Annotated in this window: 23 protein-coding genes; 13 read left to right on the top strand and 10 right to left on the bottom strand. The window is 62.9% G+C overall.

Annotation, left to right across the window (positions count from 1 at the left end):
- Window positions 1–4: 4 nt before the first annotated feature.
- Together ACR0NY_RS12160 and ACR0NY_RS12155 are read right to left on the bottom strand one after the other, a co-directional pair.
- Window positions 5–1,444 (bottom strand): sensor histidine kinase, encoded by a 1,440-nt coding sequence (locus tag ACR0NY_RS12160; protein WP_170369087.1) that lies wholly within the window; start codon window positions 1,442–1,444, stop codon window positions 5–7.
- Window positions 1,441–2,178, bottom strand: a complete 738-nt coding sequence (locus ACR0NY_RS12155) for a response regulator transcription factor (RefSeq protein WP_170369088.1) — start codon at window positions 2,176–2,178, stop codon at window positions 1,441–1,443. Before ACR0NY_RS12155 ends, ACR0NY_RS12160 begins: the two co-directional genes overlap by 4 nt.
- A gap of 218 nt (window positions 2,179–2,396) precedes the next feature.
- On the opposite strand from ACR0NY_RS12155, the gene ACR0NY_RS12150 reads away from it, so the two are divergent.
- Genes ACR0NY_RS12150 through ACR0NY_RS12135 form a run of 4 tightly spaced genes read left to right on the top strand, consistent with a single transcriptional unit; the run spans window position 2,397 to window position 6,564 of the window.
- Window positions 2,397–3,641 carry an ABC transporter substrate-binding protein gene (locus ACR0NY_RS12150; RefSeq protein ID WP_093964101.1) on the top strand — a complete coding sequence of 415 codons (1,245 nt, stop codon included), beginning with the start codon at window positions 2,397–2,399 and terminating at the stop codon, window positions 3,639–3,641.
- A gap of 57 nt (window positions 3,642–3,698) precedes the next feature.
- On the top strand, window positions 3,699–4,571 hold the full coding sequence (locus ACR0NY_RS12145) for a carbohydrate ABC transporter permease (RefSeq protein ID WP_170360524.1): 873 nt from the start codon (window positions 3,699–3,701) through the stop codon (window positions 4,569–4,571).
- Window positions 4,564–5,463: a carbohydrate ABC transporter permease gene (locus ACR0NY_RS12140; RefSeq protein WP_170341932.1), complete on the top strand. Its 900-nt coding sequence runs from the start codon at window positions 4,564–4,566 to the stop codon at window positions 5,461–5,463. The genes ACR0NY_RS12145 and ACR0NY_RS12140 overlap by 8 nt, the downstream gene beginning before the upstream one ends.
- Before the next feature lie 3 nt (window positions 5,464–5,466).
- The gene (locus ACR0NY_RS12135; RefSeq protein ID WP_170341040.1) at window positions 5,467–6,564 is read left to right on the top strand and encodes an ABC transporter ATP-binding protein; all 1,098 of its coding nucleotides are present in this window, start codon (window positions 5,467–5,469) and stop codon (window positions 6,562–6,564) included.
- A gap of 61 nt (window positions 6,565–6,625) precedes the next feature.
- Here the strand turns inward: ACR0NY_RS12135 and ACR0NY_RS12130 are convergent, their stop codons facing one another.
- Both ACR0NY_RS12130 and ACR0NY_RS12125 read right to left on the bottom strand, forming a co-directional pair.
- Complete coding sequence (locus tag ACR0NY_RS12130; protein WP_170341041.1) at window positions 6,626–7,234, bottom strand: MlaC/ttg2D family ABC transporter substrate-binding protein; 609 nt, start codon at window positions 7,232–7,234, stop codon at window positions 6,626–6,628.
- Window positions 7,224–8,051, bottom strand: a complete 828-nt coding sequence (locus ACR0NY_RS12125; RefSeq protein ID WP_170341043.1) for an MlaA family lipoprotein — start codon at window positions 8,049–8,051, stop codon at window positions 7,224–7,226. Before ACR0NY_RS12125 ends, ACR0NY_RS12130 begins: the two co-directional genes overlap by 11 nt.
- Window positions 8,052–8,347: 296 nt before the next feature.
- On the opposite strand from ACR0NY_RS12125, the gene ACR0NY_RS12120 reads away from it, so the two are divergent.
- The 4 genes from ACR0NY_RS12120 to ACR0NY_RS12105 are packed head-to-tail and all read left to right on the top strand — an operon-like array spanning window position 8,348 to window position 11,092.
- Complete coding sequence (locus ACR0NY_RS12120) at window positions 8,348–8,803, top strand: RidA family protein (RefSeq protein WP_005980179.1); 456 nt, start codon at window positions 8,348–8,350, stop codon at window positions 8,801–8,803.
- Window positions 8,800–9,567: a glycerophosphodiester phosphodiesterase family protein gene (locus ACR0NY_RS12115; RefSeq protein ID WP_170369089.1), complete on the top strand. Its 768-nt coding sequence runs from the start codon at window positions 8,800–8,802 to the stop codon at window positions 9,565–9,567. The genes ACR0NY_RS12120 and ACR0NY_RS12115 overlap by 4 nt, the downstream gene beginning before the upstream one ends.
- Window positions 9,568–9,614: 47 nt before the next feature.
- On the top strand, window positions 9,615–10,802 hold the full coding sequence (locus ACR0NY_RS12110; protein WP_170369090.1) for a GNAT family N-acetyltransferase: 1,188 nt from the start codon (window positions 9,615–9,617) through the stop codon (window positions 10,800–10,802).
- The gene (locus ACR0NY_RS12105; RefSeq protein WP_093964109.1) at window positions 10,799–11,092 is read left to right on the top strand and encodes a 4a-hydroxytetrahydrobiopterin dehydratase; all 294 of its coding nucleotides are present in this window, start codon (window positions 10,799–10,801) and stop codon (window positions 11,090–11,092) included. The genes ACR0NY_RS12110 and ACR0NY_RS12105 overlap by 4 nt, the downstream gene beginning before the upstream one ends.
- On the opposite strand, the gene ACR0NY_RS12100 is transcribed toward ACR0NY_RS12105, so the two are convergent.
- The 4 genes from ACR0NY_RS12100 to ACR0NY_RS12085 form a co-directional block, all read right to left on the bottom strand.
- Window positions 11,089–11,400 carry a hypothetical protein gene (locus ACR0NY_RS12100; protein WP_093964392.1) on the bottom strand — a complete coding sequence of 104 codons (312 nt, stop codon included), beginning with the start codon at window positions 11,398–11,400 and terminating at the stop codon, window positions 11,089–11,091. The genes ACR0NY_RS12105 and ACR0NY_RS12100 overlap by 4 nt on opposite strands.
- A gap of 49 nt (window positions 11,401–11,449) precedes the next feature.
- Entirely contained in the window at window positions 11,450–11,797 is a 348-nt protein-coding gene (locus ACR0NY_RS12095; protein ID WP_170360535.1) for an EF-hand domain-containing protein, read from the bottom strand.
- A gap of 11 nt (window positions 11,798–11,808) precedes the next feature.
- A complete protein-coding gene (locus ACR0NY_RS12090) occupies window positions 11,809–12,054 on the bottom strand; it encodes a glycine zipper 2TM domain-containing protein (RefSeq protein WP_170369091.1) in 246 nt (81 codons plus the stop codon).
- A gap of 120 nt (window positions 12,055–12,174) precedes the next feature.
- Complete coding sequence (locus ACR0NY_RS12085; protein WP_170369254.1) at window positions 12,175–12,660, bottom strand: peroxiredoxin; 486 nt, start codon at window positions 12,658–12,660, stop codon at window positions 12,175–12,177.
- A gap of 99 nt (window positions 12,661–12,759) precedes the next feature.
- On the opposite strand from ACR0NY_RS12085, the gene ACR0NY_RS12080 reads away from it, so the two are divergent.
- Genes ACR0NY_RS12080 through ACR0NY_RS12065 form a run of 4 tightly spaced genes read left to right on the top strand, consistent with a single transcriptional unit; the run spans window position 12,760 to window position 15,425 of the window.
- A complete protein-coding gene (locus ACR0NY_RS12080; RefSeq protein ID WP_170369092.1) occupies window positions 12,760–13,968 on the top strand; it encodes an NAD(P)/FAD-dependent oxidoreductase in 1,209 nt (402 codons plus the stop codon).
- The gene (rsmD, locus tag ACR0NY_RS12075; protein ID WP_170369093.1) at window positions 13,965–14,534 is read left to right on the top strand and encodes a 16S rRNA (guanine(966)-N(2))-methyltransferase RsmD; all 570 of its coding nucleotides are present in this window, start codon (window positions 13,965–13,967) and stop codon (window positions 14,532–14,534) included. The genes ACR0NY_RS12080 and rsmD overlap by 4 nt, the downstream gene beginning before the upstream one ends.
- A gap of 52 nt (window positions 14,535–14,586) precedes the next feature.
- Complete coding sequence (locus ACR0NY_RS12070) at window positions 14,587–15,222, top strand: HAD family hydrolase (protein WP_170369094.1); 636 nt, start codon at window positions 14,587–14,589, stop codon at window positions 15,220–15,222.
- Between the two features lie 23 nt (window positions 15,223–15,245).
- Window positions 15,246–15,425, top strand: coding sequence for a hypothetical protein (locus tag ACR0NY_RS12065; protein ID WP_170369095.1), 180 nt, complete (start codon window positions 15,246–15,248; stop codon window positions 15,423–15,425).
- Here ACR0NY_RS12065 and map read toward each other — a convergent pair.
- Complete coding sequence (gene map / locus ACR0NY_RS12060) at window positions 15,413–16,225, bottom strand: type I methionyl aminopeptidase (RefSeq protein WP_170341061.1); 813 nt, start codon at window positions 16,223–16,225, stop codon at window positions 15,413–15,415. The genes ACR0NY_RS12065 and map overlap by 13 nt on opposite strands.
- A 251-nt stretch (window positions 16,226–16,476) precedes the next feature.
- Between map and ACR0NY_RS12055 the strand changes: the two genes are divergently transcribed.
- A complete protein-coding gene (locus tag ACR0NY_RS12055) occupies window positions 16,477–16,872 on the top strand; it encodes a RidA family protein (RefSeq protein WP_254432932.1) in 396 nt (131 codons plus the stop codon).
- A 29-nt stretch (window positions 16,873–16,901) separates the two neighbouring features.
- On the opposite strand, the gene sfsA is transcribed toward ACR0NY_RS12055, so the two are convergent.
- Window positions 16,902–17,609 (bottom strand): DNA/RNA nuclease SfsA, encoded by a 708-nt coding sequence (gene sfsA / locus ACR0NY_RS12050; RefSeq protein WP_170369096.1) that lies wholly within the window; start codon window positions 17,607–17,609, stop codon window positions 16,902–16,904.
- Between the last annotated feature and the right edge of the window lie 38 nt (window positions 17,610–17,647).

Raw genomic sequence — 17,647 nt, 5'->3', positions numbered from 1 at the left:
GGTCTCAGCGCAGGATCTGCAGCCGTGCCCGCAGACCCTGATCGCCCGCTTCAAAGCGCAGCGAGCCGCCATGTTGCTCTGCCACGGTTGCAACGATTGTCAGACCCAGCCCGAACCCGTCGGACGACCCGATGTTCGAACCGCGCCGGAACGGGGCCATCAGCGCCTCGATATCCGAGACGGACAAGTTGGTTCCCTTGTCTTCGACGACAATCGTGGCGGTTTCCGCGTCTGTTTCCAGTTCAACCGTCGCGTGGCGCCCGTATTTCAGCGCGTTGTCGATCAGGTTCGTCAACGCCCGTTTCAATGAGATCGGCCGGGCCATGACAAGGATGCGGCGGGTCTCTGGAAGCGAGCCATGCCCGCGCCGCGACATGAAGAGCGACGCCGCGCCCTCCACCTCGACCGGGGCGACCTGTTTCAGGGTCACAGGCAGATCCATGTCCTGATAGTCGGCAACCAGCGACTCGACCAGTGAGGTGAGGGAGATCTGGCGCGGGTCTTCGACGCTCAGTTCCGAGCGGGTGTAGGTCAACACGCTTTCGATCATGCCCGTCATCTGGTCGACATCGGACTCTAGCTTCTCTCGCAATTCGGCGTCCGGAATCAGCGCCGCGCGCAGACGCACCCGGGCTGCTGGCGTCCCAAGGTCGTGGCTGACGCCGGACAAGACCGTGGCACGCTTTTCCAGCTGTGCGCGTTCGTCCTCAAGATGCGTATTGACCGCCGATACGATGTCGCGCAGTTCGGCCGGCCCGGACATATCGTAGCTGTCCGGACCCCCGCTGCGCCGGCGGTCACGCAGCGACTGGGAGAACCGCGAAAAGCTGTCTGTCACATTGCCGACCGATGTCAGAATGATCGCAAGTGCCACGACGGCCAGAAAGATCGCGGGCAGGCGCAGGTCGGCCGGGGCCGCGTCGCACCCCCAGACCTGCGTACCGTCGATCTTCTGCCACGCGCCCTGTCCGAACCGGGCCACCAGAATGGGTTCGCTGCAATAGGTGGCCAGCAGGCGTGTCAGGTTGCCCATCTTCTGCGGCCCGGTCTGATCGCTGCCCGACACGATGTCGGATACCGGATAGACCAGCCGGTCGGACAAGACCGCAAGCGTCAGGTTCCGCCCGCTGAGCGGCGCGGAACTGTCGGTCAGAATGGACAGGTTGGTCAGAAACCGGCGCCCTGCAAGGTCGGGCAACTGCTCGAATTCACCGGCATCGGCCAGACTTGATGCCTCGGGCGGCAGTGGCGTGATCAACACGTCGGGATGCGAGGCGCGACCTGTGCGCAGATCTTCGTAGACCGAGAACCCGGCAACATAGGCCCGGGTCAGATAGGCGTCCCAGTTGCGAACGGATGAAAACCACAGTCCTGCCGCCAGCAACCCGGCAGCAAACGCACCCAGGCTCCAAGCCCAGCCCAGATCCCGCAAGCGCAGGGTCATGCCTCCTGTTCCACGGTGACCTCGCAGGCGAAGACATAGCCGACACCGCGGGCCGTGCGCAGCATCTGCGGATCTTTGGGGTTGGCCTCGATCTTGGACCGCAGCCGCCCCACCAGGACGTCGATGGCCCGACCCTGCGCTTCGGGCTTGTCACCGCTGCCGGTCACGTCCAGCGCGGCGGCGATCTCGTCGCGGGTCAGCGGAATGTGCGGGTTGGCCAGCAGCACCTTGAGCAACGCGGTTTCGCGCTGCGACAGCGACACCTGGTACCCGTCCGGGGCATGCACCTCGTCGCGTTTGCCGTCATAGACCCATCCGCCAAAGCGGAACGTGCGGATCCGCCGGCGATAGGCCAGCGATGGCGTGCGCCGCGCGCGCTGCATCACCGCGCGCACGCGCGCCAGCAGCAGTTGCGGGTTGAACGGCTTGGCGATGTAGTCATCGGCGCCCACCTCGTACCCGGCCATGCGCTGATGATCGGCAGACAGGGCCGACACGAAGATGATCGGCACGTCCTGTGCGCGGCGCAGCCGGGCGCAGATCTCAACACCGTTTTCATCACCCAGCATCACGTCCAGAAGGATCAGGTCGATGCGGCCTGATTTCAGGTGCGCCAGCACCTCACGCTCGGTTGCTGCTGGCAGGGCAATGAACCCGTTCTGGTGAAAGAACTGGGTCAACATCGACCGGATTTCCGGATCGTCATCCACAACCAGCAGACGTGGAATGCTCACGCTGTTCCTCCCCGATTTCCCCCTCGACGCTGCCCTCAATTGTAACGGACTGCAACAGATTCAAGGTCAACGTAACACGCTGTAACAAAAGGCGGGAATATTTGCAGCCCGCGCCGGATACATGGGAAATTTGCCATTGCCAGACGGCAAGCGGCTGCCGGTAATGTCCCGCATCGCTGCCCCGCGGCAGCAAACAAGGATCTGGGAGGATACCAAACATGAAACGTTTCGCACTCGCCACGGCGTCGTCGCTGGCCGTTCTGGCTGGCACGTCGGTGATGGCCGAACCGCAGGCCGAAGTTCTGCACTGGTGGACGTCGGGCGGCGAGGCCAAGTCGGTCGCCGTTCTGCAGGAAGAGTTCGCAGCCAATGGCGGCACCTGGACGGATATGCCCGTTGCAGGCGGCGGCGGAGACGCGGCGATGACCGCGCTGCGCGCCCGCGTTCTGGCCGGCAACGCGCCGACCGCCGTTCAGCTGAAAGGCCCGGCGATCCAGGAATGGTACGAAGAGGGTGTTCTGGCGGACATCTCGAACGTTGCCGAGGCCGAGGGCTGGGCCGAAGTCCTGCCCGCCTCGATCGCGGCGCATATGCAATGCGAAGGCACCTGGTGCGCCGCACCGGTCAACGTGCACCGTATCGACTGGATCTGGGCAAATGCCGACATCCTGGCCGCCAATGACATCGAGATGCCGACCACCTGGGAAGAGTTCAACGCCGCTGCCGAGAAGCTGCAGGCCGCAGGCATCATCCCGCTGGCCCACGGTGGTCAGGCCTGGCAAGACGCAACCGTTTTCGAAGCAGTTGCGCTGGGCATCGGTGGACCCGAGTTCTTCAAAAAGGCCTTTGTCGATCTGGACCCCGAGACTCTGACCTCGGACACGATGGTTCAGATTTTTGACCAGATGCGCACCCTGCGCGGGTTCGTTGATGAGAACTTCTCGGGCCGCGACTGGAACCTGGCCACCGCGATGGTCATGAACGGTGAGGCCGCCTTCCAGATCATGGGTGACTGGGCCAAGGGTGAATTCCTGGCCGCGGGCAAAGTCCCGGGCGAAGACTTCCTGTGTGGCTCGACCCCCGGTGACGGATACCTGTACAACGTCGACAGCTTTGCCATGTTCGACGTGGACGGCGACGACAAGCGCGCCGGTCAGGAACTGCTGGCCAAGCTGATCGTTGCCCCCAAGTTCCAGGAAGTATTCAACCTGAACAAGGGTTCGATTCCGGCGCGGACCGACGTGGCGCTGGACAAGTTCGACATCTGCGCCAAGATCTCGGCCGAAGACATGGGCGCTTCGTCCGCCAATGGCTCGCTGCTGCCGTCCTACGCACATGGCATGGCGCTGCGCGGTGCGCAGGCTGGTGCGATCACCGACGTCGTGACCGCACATTTCAACTCGGATATGTCCTCGGCTGACGCGGTTCAGCAACTGGCGGACGCGGTGGCAAACAGCTACTGATCCAACACGCTCTGCCCCCTATACTGCGGGGCAGAGCATCTTTCCCCGGAGGAAAAAATGTCCGAATGGCTGGAAAACCACCTTCCCAAGGTGGTGCTGGCACCGTCGTTCATCGCCGTATTGATCTTTGTCTACGGATTTATCGGATGGACCGCCTGGGTGTCGCTGACCCGATCGAAACTGCTGCCGAAATACGAGATCAAGGGCTTCATCCAATATGACCGCCTGTTTGACTCGCCCCGCTGGGACACGGCGATCAACAACCTTTACGTCTTTGGCGCGCTGTTCATCGTGATTGCGATGGTTCTGGGCCTGCTGCTGGCGATCCTGCTGGATCAGAAGATCCGCGTCGAAGGCGCGATCCGTACGATCTACCTGTACCCGATGGCGCTGTCGATGATCGTGACCGGCACCGCGTGGAAGTGGATCCTGAACCCGGGTCTGGGTATCGAGGCCATGGTCCAGGGCTGGGGCTTTCCGAATTTCAAGTTCGACTGGCTGGTGAACCCGGACTACGCGATCTACACGATCGTCATCGCCGCGATCTGGCAGAGTTCGGGTTTTGTCATGGCTCTGTTCCTGGCCGGACTGCGCTCGGTGGATGGCGAGATCATCAAGGCCGCGCAGGTCGATGGCATCCCCACCTGGCGGATCTATACGGCAATCATCATTCCGTCGATGGCTCCGATCTTCCTGTCGGCCTTCATCGTGTTGGCACACCTTGCGATCAAGAGCTTTGACCTTGTCATCGCCCTGACAGGCGGCGGTCCGGGTTACGCAACCGATTTGCCCGCAACATACATGTACGCGATGGCGTTTTCGCGCGGCGATATCGGCCAGGCGGCGGCGTCCGCGATGATCATGATGCTGGTCGTCTTTGCCATCGTGGTTCCTTACCTCTACTCAGAACTGAGGGCGAAAAATGACTGATCTGTCGATGCCCCAAACCCGAACCCGCAGCCAGAGTGCCACGGGCAAGATTGCCCTGCGTTGGTTGCTGTATGTCCTGCTTGGTCTTTTTGCGCTCTACTACCTGATGCCGCTTTTCGTGATGTTGACCACATCGCTCAAAAGCCTCGAGGAAATTCGCACGGGATCGCTGATCTCGCTGCCGCGCGAGGTCAGTCTGGATGCCTGGAAAACCGCCTGGTCAGGCGCCTGCACCGGTATCCAGTGCGAAGGCCTGCGGCCCTATTTCTGGAACTCGGTCCTGATTGCGGTCCCTGCCGTGGCAATCTCGACCCTTCTGGGGGCGTTGAACGGATTTGTCGTCGCGCAATGGCGTTTCAAAGGGGCCAACATCATCTTTTCTCTGATGCTGTTCGGTTGTTTCATCCCGTTCCAAGTGGTCCTGCTGCCGATGGCGCGTCTGCTGGGCATGATGGGGATCGCCGGAACCATTCCGGGCCTGATCTTCGTCCACGTGATCTATGGGCTTGGCTTCACAACGCTGTTCTTCCGCAACTACTACGTCACCATCCCGGCCGAGCTGACCAAGGCGGCGCGAGTGGATGGTGCCGGGTTCTTTCGGATCTTCTGGTCGATCTTCCTGCCGCTGTCGCTGCCCATCATCGTGGTGACCGTGATCTGGCAGTTCACCCAGATCTGGAACGATTTCCTGTTCGGCGTTTCGTTCAGCCAGGCGGGCACGCAGCCCGTGACCGTGGCGCTCAACAACATCGTCAACTCAACCACCGGCGTCAAAGAGTACAACGTCGACATGGCCGCCGCGATCATCGCGGGGCTGCCGACGCTGCTCGTCTATGTCGTTGCCGGTAAGTATTTCATCCGCGGCCTGACCGCCGGTTCCGTGAAGGGATAACCCATGGCTCCCATCCTCGATATCCAAAACCTGTACAAGAATTACGGCGCAACCGAGATTCTGAAGGACATCAACATCTCGATCGAACCGGGCGACTTCCTGGTGCTGGTCGGCCCTTCCGGCTGTGGTAAGTCGACCCTGCTGAACTGCATCGCCGGGCTCGAGCCGATCTCGGGCGGGACGCTGTCGATTGGCGGCAAGGACATGACTCATGTCAGCCCCAAAGACCGCGACATCGCGATGGTGTTCCAGTCCTACGCCCTGTACCCGACCATGTCGGTGGCCAAGAACATCACCTTTGGCATGAAGGTGCGCGGCGTCGATCAGGCAACTCAGGACGCCAAGCTGAAAGAGGTCGCCTCGCTTCTGCAGATCGAGCCGTTGCTGAACCGCCGCCCCAGCCAATTGTCGGGTGGTCAGCGACAGCGTGTGGCAATGGGCCGGGCTCTGGTGCGTGACCCCAAGCTGTTCCTGTTCGACGAACCGCTGTCAAACCTGGACGCCAAGCTGCGGGTCGAGATGCGGACCGAGATCAAGAAGCTGCATCAGACGCTGGATGCCTCGATCGTCTATGTGACCCATGATCAGATCGAAGCGATGACCCTGGCCACCAAGATCGTGGTGCTGAAGGGCGGTGTGGTGCAGCAGATCGGCACTCCGGCCGAGATATACAATCGCCCCGCCAACCTGTTCGTGGCCGATTTCATGGGCTCGCCGGCGATGAACCTGATCCCGGCGCGGGTCCAGCGCAACGGGACCGGCACGCAGGTCGCCATTGCGCGGGATGGGGCTGATCCGATCGTGCTGACGGATACGCGCGATCTGGACCTGCCCGAAGAGGTGATCCTGGGCCTGCGCCCCGAGGACATCGCTGAATCCGGGTTCCGCGCTGGTGCCGGTGTGCAAGAGGCCGCCTGCCTGGTCGATATGGTGGAACCGGCCGGTGCCGATACCTACGTCGTGTCGGAACTGGGCGGCAAACAGGTCACTGCGCGCCTGCATGCCGAGACCAGCGCCAGGGCCGGTCAGATGCTGAACCTGGCCTTTGACATGAGCAAAGTGTCCTATTTTGCGAAAGCGACAGGCGAACGCCTGAACTGAGCCACAAAAAAACGCCGCGCAGGGATCCTGCGCGGCGTCATCACTACTCTGACCGGTTGGTTCAGCCGGTCTTTTTCAGGTCATTGATCAGCTGATCCAGGTTGCCTTTGCGTGCATCCAGCATGGCGCCGATCTCGGTCCGCTCTGTCAGCAGCAGGTTCACCCCTTCGATGAACATGTTGTAGAACTTGTCGCGACCCGACTTGTCCGACACCAGGAAGGTCACTTCGAACGGCGCTTCGCCGCGCAGCTTGACGCTGCTGCGAACCTCGTAACCGGCCTTGATCTTGCGGGCATTCTTGACGGTGACCTCACCCCCGATGAATTCGCGGAAGCGTCGACCGTATTTGCGCGAGATATACCCCTGGAAAGCCTTGGTGAATTCGCGCATCTGCGCCTTGCTGGCGCTGCGCGCATCGGCGCCCAGCGCATAGCGTGCCATGATCGGAACGTCGGCATATTGCACGAAGATCTTTTCGAAATCGCGCAGCATGGCGCTTTCGGATTTGCCCGACTCGATCACGCGCGTGATGTCGGCAACGACGCTGTTGACCAGTTGTGTCGCGCTGGCCTCGGTCAACGCCAGGGTCTGCTGCGGAAGGCCAGCCACGGCCAGCCCGGCCAGGGCGGTGGCGGCAAAGGTACGGCGGTTCATGGCGTTATTCAGCATAGGGGTCCTCATATGGGTCCTCGTAAGGGTCAAGGTATGGGTCCCTGACCGGGTCGGTGCCGGTATCGGCGTAGGGATCGGAATACAGACCCAGATAGGCATCCTCATCGTCCCTTGCCAGTTCGAACCGGCGGTTTTGCAAATAGATCAGGCGGGCCTGAGCGTAACTGTCTGCGCTTTCGTACAGAATCGAGTCGACCGTGTCCGAGAATCTGCCCCGATCGCCCATCCGCCGTACCACCTCGGCATAGACGCCCAGGTTGTCGGCCGGTCGCGTCGGCGAGAAGTTGATCGGGTTCGAGAACAGGTTGACCACAACGCCGACCGCATCCCGGGTCGTCGAGGGGCCGTAGAACGGCAGTTCGACATAAGCCCCTTCGCCGAAGCCCCAGACATGAAGCGTTTCGCCGAAATCGGTATCAACCGGCGGCAGGTTCAACTCATCCGCCGGTTTGGACAGACCGAACCCGCCCACGGTCGAGTTGATCACGAACCGCAGCAGGGCGTTGCCCGACTGTTTCAGATTGCCCTGCAGCAGATAGTCGACGGCCTGTCCGGGCAACGAGATGTTTTCAGCGAAGTTGTTGAAGCTGGTGACCATCGGGTCGGGTACGATTTTCACATAGCCTTTCGAGGCCGGGCGGAACAGGAACCGGTCGACGCCCAGATTGAACTTGTGAATGCCGCGATTTGCGTTTTCGTAGGGGTCGAAGACCTCGCCGCGGGCCGCTGCGTCCTGGGGCTGCGACGCGCAGGCCGACAGAACCGCGAACAGCGACACTGCGACGATGTGCTTGAAACGGATCCGGTTGGACACGGTCTTGGTTACTCCCGATCGTCCGGATGTAATCCAGCCGGACACTCAATCAATACGTTTTCTCGTTGGCACAACGGACCAATTCAACGGCACATAGTCGTTTCGCACTCGAAAGGAAACTCCTAGCGTTTAACCCGCGCGCCGGACCCGGGTAAAGTGGCCTGCATTCAACACATCCGCATGAGTGGAGACCTGCCCAAATCGCGGGCAAAGGCGAAATTGCCGGTTTCCGGCTTTCCGTGGGCGGTGTTCCCGGTTAGCGTCCGCCCGAGTCACATGAAGTTGAGGACAATCACATGAGCATCGCAGCCAAACTGGAATCCCTGGGCGTGACCCTGCCGGACGCCCCCGCACCGGCAGCCAATTACGTGCCGTTCGTGCGGGTGGGCAACATCGTCTATGTGTCGGGCCAGATCTCGAAGGACGATGCGTTGATCACCGGCAAGCTGGGCGCCGATATGGATGTGGCCGCCGGTGCGGCGGCGGCCCGGGTCTGTGCCATCAACCTGCTGGCCCAGGTCAAGGCGGCCTGCGGCGGGGACATCGACAAGCTGGTGCGGGTGATCAAGCTGACCGGCTTCGTGAACTCGACCGCCGATTTCACCGACCAGCCGCAGGTGATCAACGGCGCGTCCGACTTCCTGGTCGAGGCGCTGGGCGATGCCGGCCGCCATTCGCGCTCGGCCGTCAGCGCCGCGTCGCTGCCGTTGGGCGTGGCCGTCGAGATCGAAGGGATTTTCGAGATCCAATGACACCGTCTCTTTCTCGTGTGCTCATGGGCGCGCCGATCGCGCATCGGGCGCTGCATGACATTCGGCAGAACCGCCCGGAAAACAGCCGGGCGGCCATCCGGGCCGCCATTGCTGCGGGCTACGGGATCGAGATTGACCTGCAGCTGACGTCGGACGGCCATGCCATGGTGTTCCACGATTATGACATGGCGCGTCTGACCGGGCGGTCCGGCGCAATCCAGCAGATCACCCGGGCCGAGGCCGCGGACCTTCCGCTGCTGCACGGGGACGAGGGGATCCCTTCGCTTGAGGAAGTTCTGCAACTGGTGGCGGGCCGCGTGCCGTTGCTGATCGAGTTCAAGGATCAGCACGGTGCGATGGGGCCTGTAGACGGGCGGCTGGAGCAAGACGCGGTCGCGCTGTTGAAGTCCTATGACGGTCCGGTCGCGCTGATGTCGTTCAACCCCAACTCGGTGGCCGAGCTGGCCCGGCTGGCGCCGGAGATTCCGCGTGGATTGACGACCTGTTCCTACAAGCCCGAAGTCGAGCATCTGCCGGCCGCGGTCTGCGACCACCTGCGCGACATCCGCGATTTCGACCGGGTTGGCGCCGGCTTCATCAGCCACGAGGTGCAGGATCTGTCCCGTCCCCGCGTGGCCGAGCTGAAGGCGCAAGGCGTACCGATCCTGTGCTGGACGGTGCGCTCGGCCGAACAAGAGGCCGAGGCGCGGAAGGTGGCCGACAACGTGACCTTCGAGAACTATCTGGCCGCCATTCCGGGTTGAACCCGGCTGCCGGCGTCACAGATAGTTCAGGGGACGCAGGAGGGCACATGGACCAGTCACAGATCGAAATACGGGTTCTGTCGACGCTGGATCAGATCCCGGCGGCCGAATGGGACAGTTGCGCCTGCCCCGAGGCCGCCGACGGCACCCGCCCGCTGGACCCGTTCACCACGCACCGGTTCCTGCGCGCGCTGGAAGACAGCGGCTCGGTTGGACGGGGCACCGGCTGGCAGCCGCAATACCTGACCGCCTATCTGGACGGCCTGTTGATCGGGGCCGCGCCGATGTATGCCAAGTCGCACAGCCAGGGCGAATATATTTTCGATCACAGCTGGGCCCATGCCTATGAAAACGCGGGCGGGCGGTATTACCCCAAACTGCAGATCGCGGTGCCCTTCACCCCGGCCACCGGGCGACGGTTCCTGACACGGCCCGGCTATGACGGGATCGCCATGTCGGCGCTGGTGCAGGGGGCGGTGCAACTGGCCGCCGACAATCGCCTGTCGTCGCTGCACGTTACCTTCTGCACCCAGGACGAGGCGCTGGCCGGGCAGCAGATGGGCCTTCTGGTGCGCGACTCGCAGCAGTTTCACTGGCTGAACGACGGCTATGCCGATTTCGATGCCTTTCTGGGCGCCCTCTCCTCGCGCAAGCGCAAGAACATCCGCAAGGAACGGGCACAGGCCAATGCCTTTGGCGGCGAGATCCGCACACTGACCGGTGCCGATCTGCGCCCCGAACACTGGGACGCGTTCTGGGAATTCTATCAGGACACCGGCGCGCGCAAGTGGGGCTCACCCTATCTGACGCGGCAATTCTTTGACATCGTTCACGAAACCATAGCCGATGACGTGGCGCTAGTGCTGGCCGAGCGGGGCGGATACCCGGTGGCCGGCGCGCTGAACTTCATCGGGCGCGAGACCTTGTTCGGGCGCTATTGGGGCTGCAACGAACATCACCCCTGCCTGCATTTTGAACTGTGCTACTATAGGGCGATCGACTTTGCCATCGCGCATGGTCTGGACCGGGTCGAAGCCGGCGCGCAGGGAGAACACAAGCTGGCGCGGGGTTATCTGCCCACGCGCACGCACAGCCTGCACTGGGTCGCCGATCCAGGCTTTGCGGACGCCGTCGCGCGGTATCTCGAGGCCGAGTCCCGCGCGGTGGGGGAAGAGATCGAGATTCTGACGGACTATGGCCCGTTCAGAAAAGCCAACCCGGAGGAACAGCAATGAGCGAACTTCTGTCGACCGAGACCCGTGGCCCGCTGCTGGATCCGCTGTTCAAGAACGGCTGGACCATGGTCAAGGATCGTGACGCGATCACCAAGACCTTCATCTTCGACGATTTCGTCGATGCCTTCGGCTGGATGACCAAGGTGGCGATCTTTGCGGAAAAGTGGAACCACCACCCCGAATGGTCCAACGTCTACCGCACGGTCGAGGTAGTGCTGACCACCCATGACGTAGGCGGCCTGTCGTCTCAGGACGCCAAGCTTGCCCGCAAGATGGACAGCCTGCTTTAGCCGCGGTCGCCCCGCGACCCCATGCCGCCAGCCAGCATCGCAACCTCGCCCAGACGGCGGAACTCGGCCGGGGTAACGGTGCCGTCGCTCACGTCGATGTCGCGCGGGATCCCGGCGGTGCGGTTGCCCATCATCCGTACGCTGCGCGCAGCCGGATTGATGTCGAGACAGCGCGTCTGATAGCAGGTCAGACCAGCCGTATTGATCTGAATGCGCGCTTGCCCATCCGGCCCGGTCACGACCGGAGCCTGCGGGACGTCGCACGCTGCCAGCAAAACGACCGCACCAAGCCAATAAAATACTCTCATGCCTGCGCTCCTGTTGGTCACAGGGTCAGCCGTACCGGGGCGCCGGGCCTCAATCCAACTGACCGTTCCGGTCCTTGTCCGCAGACAGGAAATCGTCATTCATCTGCGAGTCATACTCTGACCGAGAGATAGAGTTGTCGCGATTGCGGTCAATCTTCTGGAACATCTTGATATCCATGAACGGCTTGGCTTCGTCCAGACCGAGCGTGCCGTTCTTGTCATCGTCCATTTCCTGATAGGCATAATCCGAAAAGGCATCGAATTCGTCGCGCGACAGGAAACCGTCATTGTTGGCGTCGATCGCGTTCAATTCGCGCTCATTCAGTTCGGCCACGCTGTCTGCTGCGGCAGGTGCTGCCATCATCAGGGCCGTCATCAATAGAACCGAGTGTTTCATCCTGGCGCTCCTCAGCATGCGAATCTCTGGCCTTCGACCCCGCCGGCCAGGGCGCCGGCTGCGGTCAGAATATCCTTGCCCGACCCACCGCCGAACTGGTTGCCGATGGCTCCGCCGATCAACGCGCCGCCCAGAGTGCCGCCAAGACAGGCGATCTCGTGCTGGCGCGCAGCCTGTTGCTGCGGTGTTGGCGCAGGCCCGCACGCGGTCAACAGCCCCACGCCGCCCAAAGTAATGACTGCTAGAAATCTCTTCATAAATGAGCTCCCGGTTCCCATGCAGGAACACTGGCACATTCCGAGGGTGCGGGCCAAGTTAATTGGCCTTCATCCAACATGACCTGTGGCATGGCCCCGGTGCGCACCGGGGCCGCCCTGTCAAATGACTTCGAGCAAGCCTTCTCCGGCCGAAATCTCGCAGGCGCCGGGGCTTTCCTCGAGGTTCAGCGCCACGACCTTGCCGTCTTCGACCAGCATCGCGTAGCGCTTGGAGCGCGAGATCAGGCCGGCGGGCGGGGCGTCGAAATCCATGCCGATCGCCTTGGTGAACTCCGAGGCCGGATCGGCCAGCATGGTCAGCCCGGCCGCGGTCGCACCCGTGGCCTCGCCCCAGGCCTTCATCACGAAAGGGTCGTTGACCGACACGCAGATGATCTCGTCCACGCCCTTGGCCGCGAACTGGTTCTTGGTGCGCATGAAGCTGGGCACATGGGCCGAGTGGCAGGTGGGGGTGAACGCGCCGGGCACGGCAAAGATCACCACCTTCCTGCCCTTGACCTTGCTGGAGACCCGCACCTCTTCCGGCCCGTCAGCGCCCATCTGGATCAGGGTTGCTTCGGGAAGGGTGTCGCCGGTTGAAATCATCTTCATGCTCCTGTCGATTGAAATTGCAAACTCGCTCCTTGCCGCAATATAGGTGGGCGGGTGGCACAAGCCACGGGAAATCGACAGGGGGCGGACCAGATGAGCCATATCGTCGTGATCGGAGCCGGACAGGCGGGGTCATCCCTGGTGGCCGGGCTGCGCAAGGGCGGGTTTGACGGGGCGATCACCCTGATCGGCGCCGAACCCGTGCTGCCCTATCAGCGCCCGCCCTTGTCCAAGGCCTATCTGCTGGGCGAGATGGATCTGGAACGGCTGTTCCTGCGCCCCGAGAGTTTCTATGCCGAGAATGACATCACCCTGCGGCTGGGTCAGCAGGTGACGGCGATCGACCCGGCGGCCAAGACCGTGACCATCGGCGACGAGGTGATCTCCTACGACCAGCTTGCCCTGACCACCGGCTCGCACCCGCGCCACCTGCCCGCCGCCATCGGCGGAGACCTGACGGGCGTGCATGTGGTGCGCACGCTGGCCGACGTGGACGCGATGGCCTCCGTCGTGACCGAAGGCGCCCGGGCGCTGATCGTCGGCGGCGGCTATATCGGGCTCGAGGCCGCGGCCGTCTGTGCCAAGCGCGGGGTCAAGGTAACGCTGGTTGAGATGGCCGACCGCATCCTTCAGCGGGTCGCGGCACCCGAGACCAGCGACTATTTCCGCGCGCTGCACAGCGCGCACGGCGTGGACATCCGCGAGGGCGTCGGGCTGGACCGGATCACCGGCGCGGATGGCAAGGTCTCAGGCGCGGTGTTGGGTGACGGAACGGAACTCGCGGTCGATTTCGTGGTGGTCGGCGTGGGCATCACCCCGGCCACCGAACTGGCCGATCTGGCCGGGCTCGAGATCGAGAACGGCATCAAGGCCGATGCGCAGGGCCGCACCTCTGACCCGTCGATCTGGGCCGCCGGCGATTGCGCCTCGTTCCCCTACAAGGGGCGGCGCATCCGGTTGGAAAGCGTGCCCAACGCCATCGACCAGGCCGAGGTGGTGGCGCAGAACATGCTGGGCGCGGGCAAGGATTACCTAGCCACGCCGTGGTTCTGGTCGGACCAGTATGACGTGAAACTCCAGATCGCCGGGCTGAACATGGGCTATGACCGCGTCGTGACCCGGCCGGGCGAGGGGGCCACCTCGTTCTGGTATTACCAGGGCGATCAGTTGCTGGCGGTGGATGCGATGAACGACCCGCGCGCCTACATGGTCGGCAAGCGCCTGATCGACGCGGGGAAAACCGCCGATCCGGCGGTGGTGGCCGACCCGGCAGCGGATCTGAAACCGCTGCTCAAGGCGTGAGGATCATCGCCGGAGATTTCCGGGGCCGGGCGCTGGCCTCGGTCGGCAAGGGGGATGCAGGCGCGCATCTGCGCCCCACCACCGACCGGGTGCGCGAAAGCCTTTTCAACGTGCTGAACCACCTGATCGACTTTGACGGGCTGCGGGTGCTGGACCTGTTCGCCGGTACCGGCGCGCTGGGGCTCGAGGCGCTGTCGCGCGGTGCGGCGCATGTCACCTTCGTCGATGACGGGCGGGTGGCGCAGGGGCTGATCCGCAGGAATATCGACCTGACCCGCAGCGCCGACCGAACGACCTTGATCCGCCGCGCCGCGACGCGACTGGGCGAAAACCCCGGCGCCCCCTATGACCTGATCTTCCTCGACCCGCCCTATGGCAAGGGTCTGGGGCAAAAGGCGCTGGCGGCGACCGCGCAAAATGGCTGGCTGGCTGATGACGCGCTGGTGGTCTGGGAAGAGAACGCCCCGATGGCCCCGCCCGAAGGCTTCACGCTGAACGATGCGCGCAAATACGGCGATACCCATATCTCGCTGATGTGGCGGGACCCCGCCGGGGGTCCGGCTTGAGCCTGCGTGCCCTCCGGGTTAGGCAGGTGCGAAACCTGCGGCGGAGAGCCCAATGCACGATCTGGTGATCTTTGATTGCGACGGTGTGTTGGTCGACAGTGAAACGATCTCCAACCAAGTGATGGTTGACAACCTGGCCGGGTATGGGCTGAATCTGTCGCTGCAAGACTGCATGTCGATGTTCGTGGGCGGCACCATGTCGGGCGTCCGGGACACGGCGCGCAAGATGGGCGCTGACCTGCCCGATGACTGGACCGAGCAGATCTATGCGCAAATCTATGATGTGCTGCGCGCGGGTGTTCCCGTGATTCCGGGAATCCCCGAGTTGCTGCGCCATCTGGACGAACAGGGCACCCCTTTCTGTGTGGCCTCGAACGGGCGTCGCGAGAAGATGCAGATCACCTTGGGCCAGAACGGGCTGTGGGACAGGCTCCAGGACGTGGTCTTCTCGGCGCATGAGGTCGGCAGCGCCAAGCCCGAGCCGGGGTTGTTCCAGACCGCAGCCCGACATTTCGGTGCGAAGTCGCCCGTCGTCATCGAGGACAGTGCGACCGGTGTGACCGCCGCGATCCGGGCTCAGATGAGGTGCCTTGCCTATGCGCCGCATGATGACGGCGCACGCATGGCCGGGCTTGGGGCCGAAGTCATCCGTCACATGAAGGACGTGCCGCGGCTTTTGGGTCATTGACCGGCCTGTGCTAGACTGCGGTCATGGATCGCGCACTCTCACGCCCGCTCTGGACCGCCCGGTTCGAGGCGCAGGCCACCTCAGGACCCGAGCCACAGGCTCGGCCCGCACCCGTGTTCATTCAGGACGCGGTGACGCCTTGGGGCCCGGACACCCTGCTGCTAAAGCTTCTGCGCGATCAGGCCGCCGATCAGGAGGAGTAGGTCGGGTGGAACTTGCCGCCTGGTGACAGGGTAAAGATATCTACCCCGTCCGCCGTCACACCTACAGAGTGCTCAAACTGCGCCGACAGCGACTTGTCGCGGGTCACGGCGGTCCAGTCATCGGCCAGCGTCTTGGTCTCGGGACGGCCCAAGTTTACCATCGGCTCGATGGTGAAGAACATACCTTCTTCCAGAACCGCGCCGGTGCCCGGGCGGCCGTAATGCAGCACGTTGGGCGGCGCGTGGAACACGCGGCCAAGCCCGTGCCCGCAGAAATCGCGCACGACGCTCATGCGGTGGGCTTCGACGTAAGACTGGATCGCGTGGCCAATGTCACCGAAGGTGTTGCCCGGCTTGACCATCTCAATGCCTTTGAACAGGGCGTCGTGGGTCACCTGGATCAGCCGCTCGGCCTTGCGCGGCAGCTTTCCGGCCACGTACATGCGCGACGTGTCGCCGAACCAACCGTCGACGATCACGGTCACGTCGATATTCAGGATGTCGCCATCCTTGAGCTTCTTGTCCCCGGGAATCCCGTGGCAGACCACGTGGTTCACGCTGATGCAGCTGGCGTGCTGATAGCCTTTGTAACCGATAGTGGCCGATTTCGCGCCGGCGTCCTCAACCATCTGGGTGATGATCCGGTCGATCTCGCCCGTGGTCTGGCCGGGAAAGACATGCTCGGCAATGCCATCGAGGATGCGCGCCGCCAGAACCCCTGCCGCGTGCATGCCGGCAAAGTCAGCCTGTTCGTAGATGCGGATACCGTCCTTCGTCAGACGGCCACGATGCTCTTTCATTCGTGCGGGGCTCCAAAAAATTCTGCGCAGCATCCCTTCTACGCTGCTTGTGCAGAAAGTACCAGAGGGCGCAGGGTCGCGGGTGCCTGCCCTGATCTGAATTTGGATGCGGGGGGCGAAACGTCAAGGCACGTTGCCGCGTTTTGCGCGGGTGGTCCGGCCCGGCGTCAAAAGGCCTCGACCGATGCCCGGATTTGGGGCCAAATGAATGTACAGAGACTCATTTGGTCGGGAAGAGAGGAGCCGGATGAATGTCGCAGAAACGGGAACTGATATCGAATGGAAACCCCATGGAGGCGGTCGTCGGCTTCAGCCGCGCCGTCCGGGTGGGGAATTTCATCGCAGTCGGGGGGACTGCCCCGGTCGATGCGCAAGGCAAGACAGTCGGGGTCGGGGACGTCTATTTGCAGACCAAACAATGCTTTGAGATCATCAAGGATGCGCTGGAGCGTGCCGGATCGGGTTTGCAGGACATCGTGCGAACCCGCGTGATCCTGACCGATATCGACAATTGGAAGCAGGCGATCGAGGCCCGCAAGCTGTACTGTCTGGACGCGCGACCCGTGGACACGATCATGGCGATCAGCCGGTTCGTAAATCCCGAATGGCTGGTTGAAATCGAGGTCGACGCCGTCGTCCCCGATTGAATCGCTACGCGGCGGAAATCGACCGGCCTTCAGTCGCTGGAGATCGTCGCCTGCGGCTGAACCCAGACGCCGTCCGGTGAAATGCGCGTACCACAGACCAAGTGTTCAACCCCATTGGTCTGGGCAGTCGCAAACGCTACCGCGTAGGCCGGGTCGATATCCGCGGCCAACGCGAATTTGCGGCAATCCGTGCGCTGAACAAGGTAGAGCAGGATAGCCCGGTGTCCTTGCGCGGCCATTTCGGCCAGTTCCCCCAGATGTTTGGTGCCCCGTGCGGTGACGCTGTCGGGGAATTCGGCCAGCCCCGGTTCGCGCGACAGGGTCACGCTTTTGACCTCGACATAGGCGTCGGGCAGCCCGGGTTGCGTCAGCAAAAAGTCGATGCGACTGTTTTCGCCGTATTTCACCTCGGGCCGGACGGTTTCATAGGCGGCCAATGCAGGGATTTCCCGGGCTTCGAGCACCGCCCGCAGCGCCCGGTTGGGCACCGAGGTATCGACCCCGGTGAAATGGCCGTTTTCATGATCGACCAGCCGCCAGCCGAATTTGAGCTTTTTCTTCGGGTCGTCATTGGGCTCAAGCCAGATCTTTTCGCCCGGTTCGGCCAGACCCATCATCGAACCGGGGTTGGCGCAATGGGCCGTCACCTCGCGCCCGTCCTCAAGCCTGCAATCGGCCAGAAAGCGTTTGTAGCGGCGGATCAGGCGGGCGGGCACAAGAGGGGTTTGAAAGCGCATGGTTCCGGGCCTATACCTGCCGCAAAGGTCGATCAAGA

It is taken from the genome of Ruegeria sp. BJ5 (assembly GCF_056537865.1).
The sequence above is the reverse complement of the archived record's forward strand: the minus strand, read 5'-3'. Positions and strand labels throughout refer to the sequence as shown.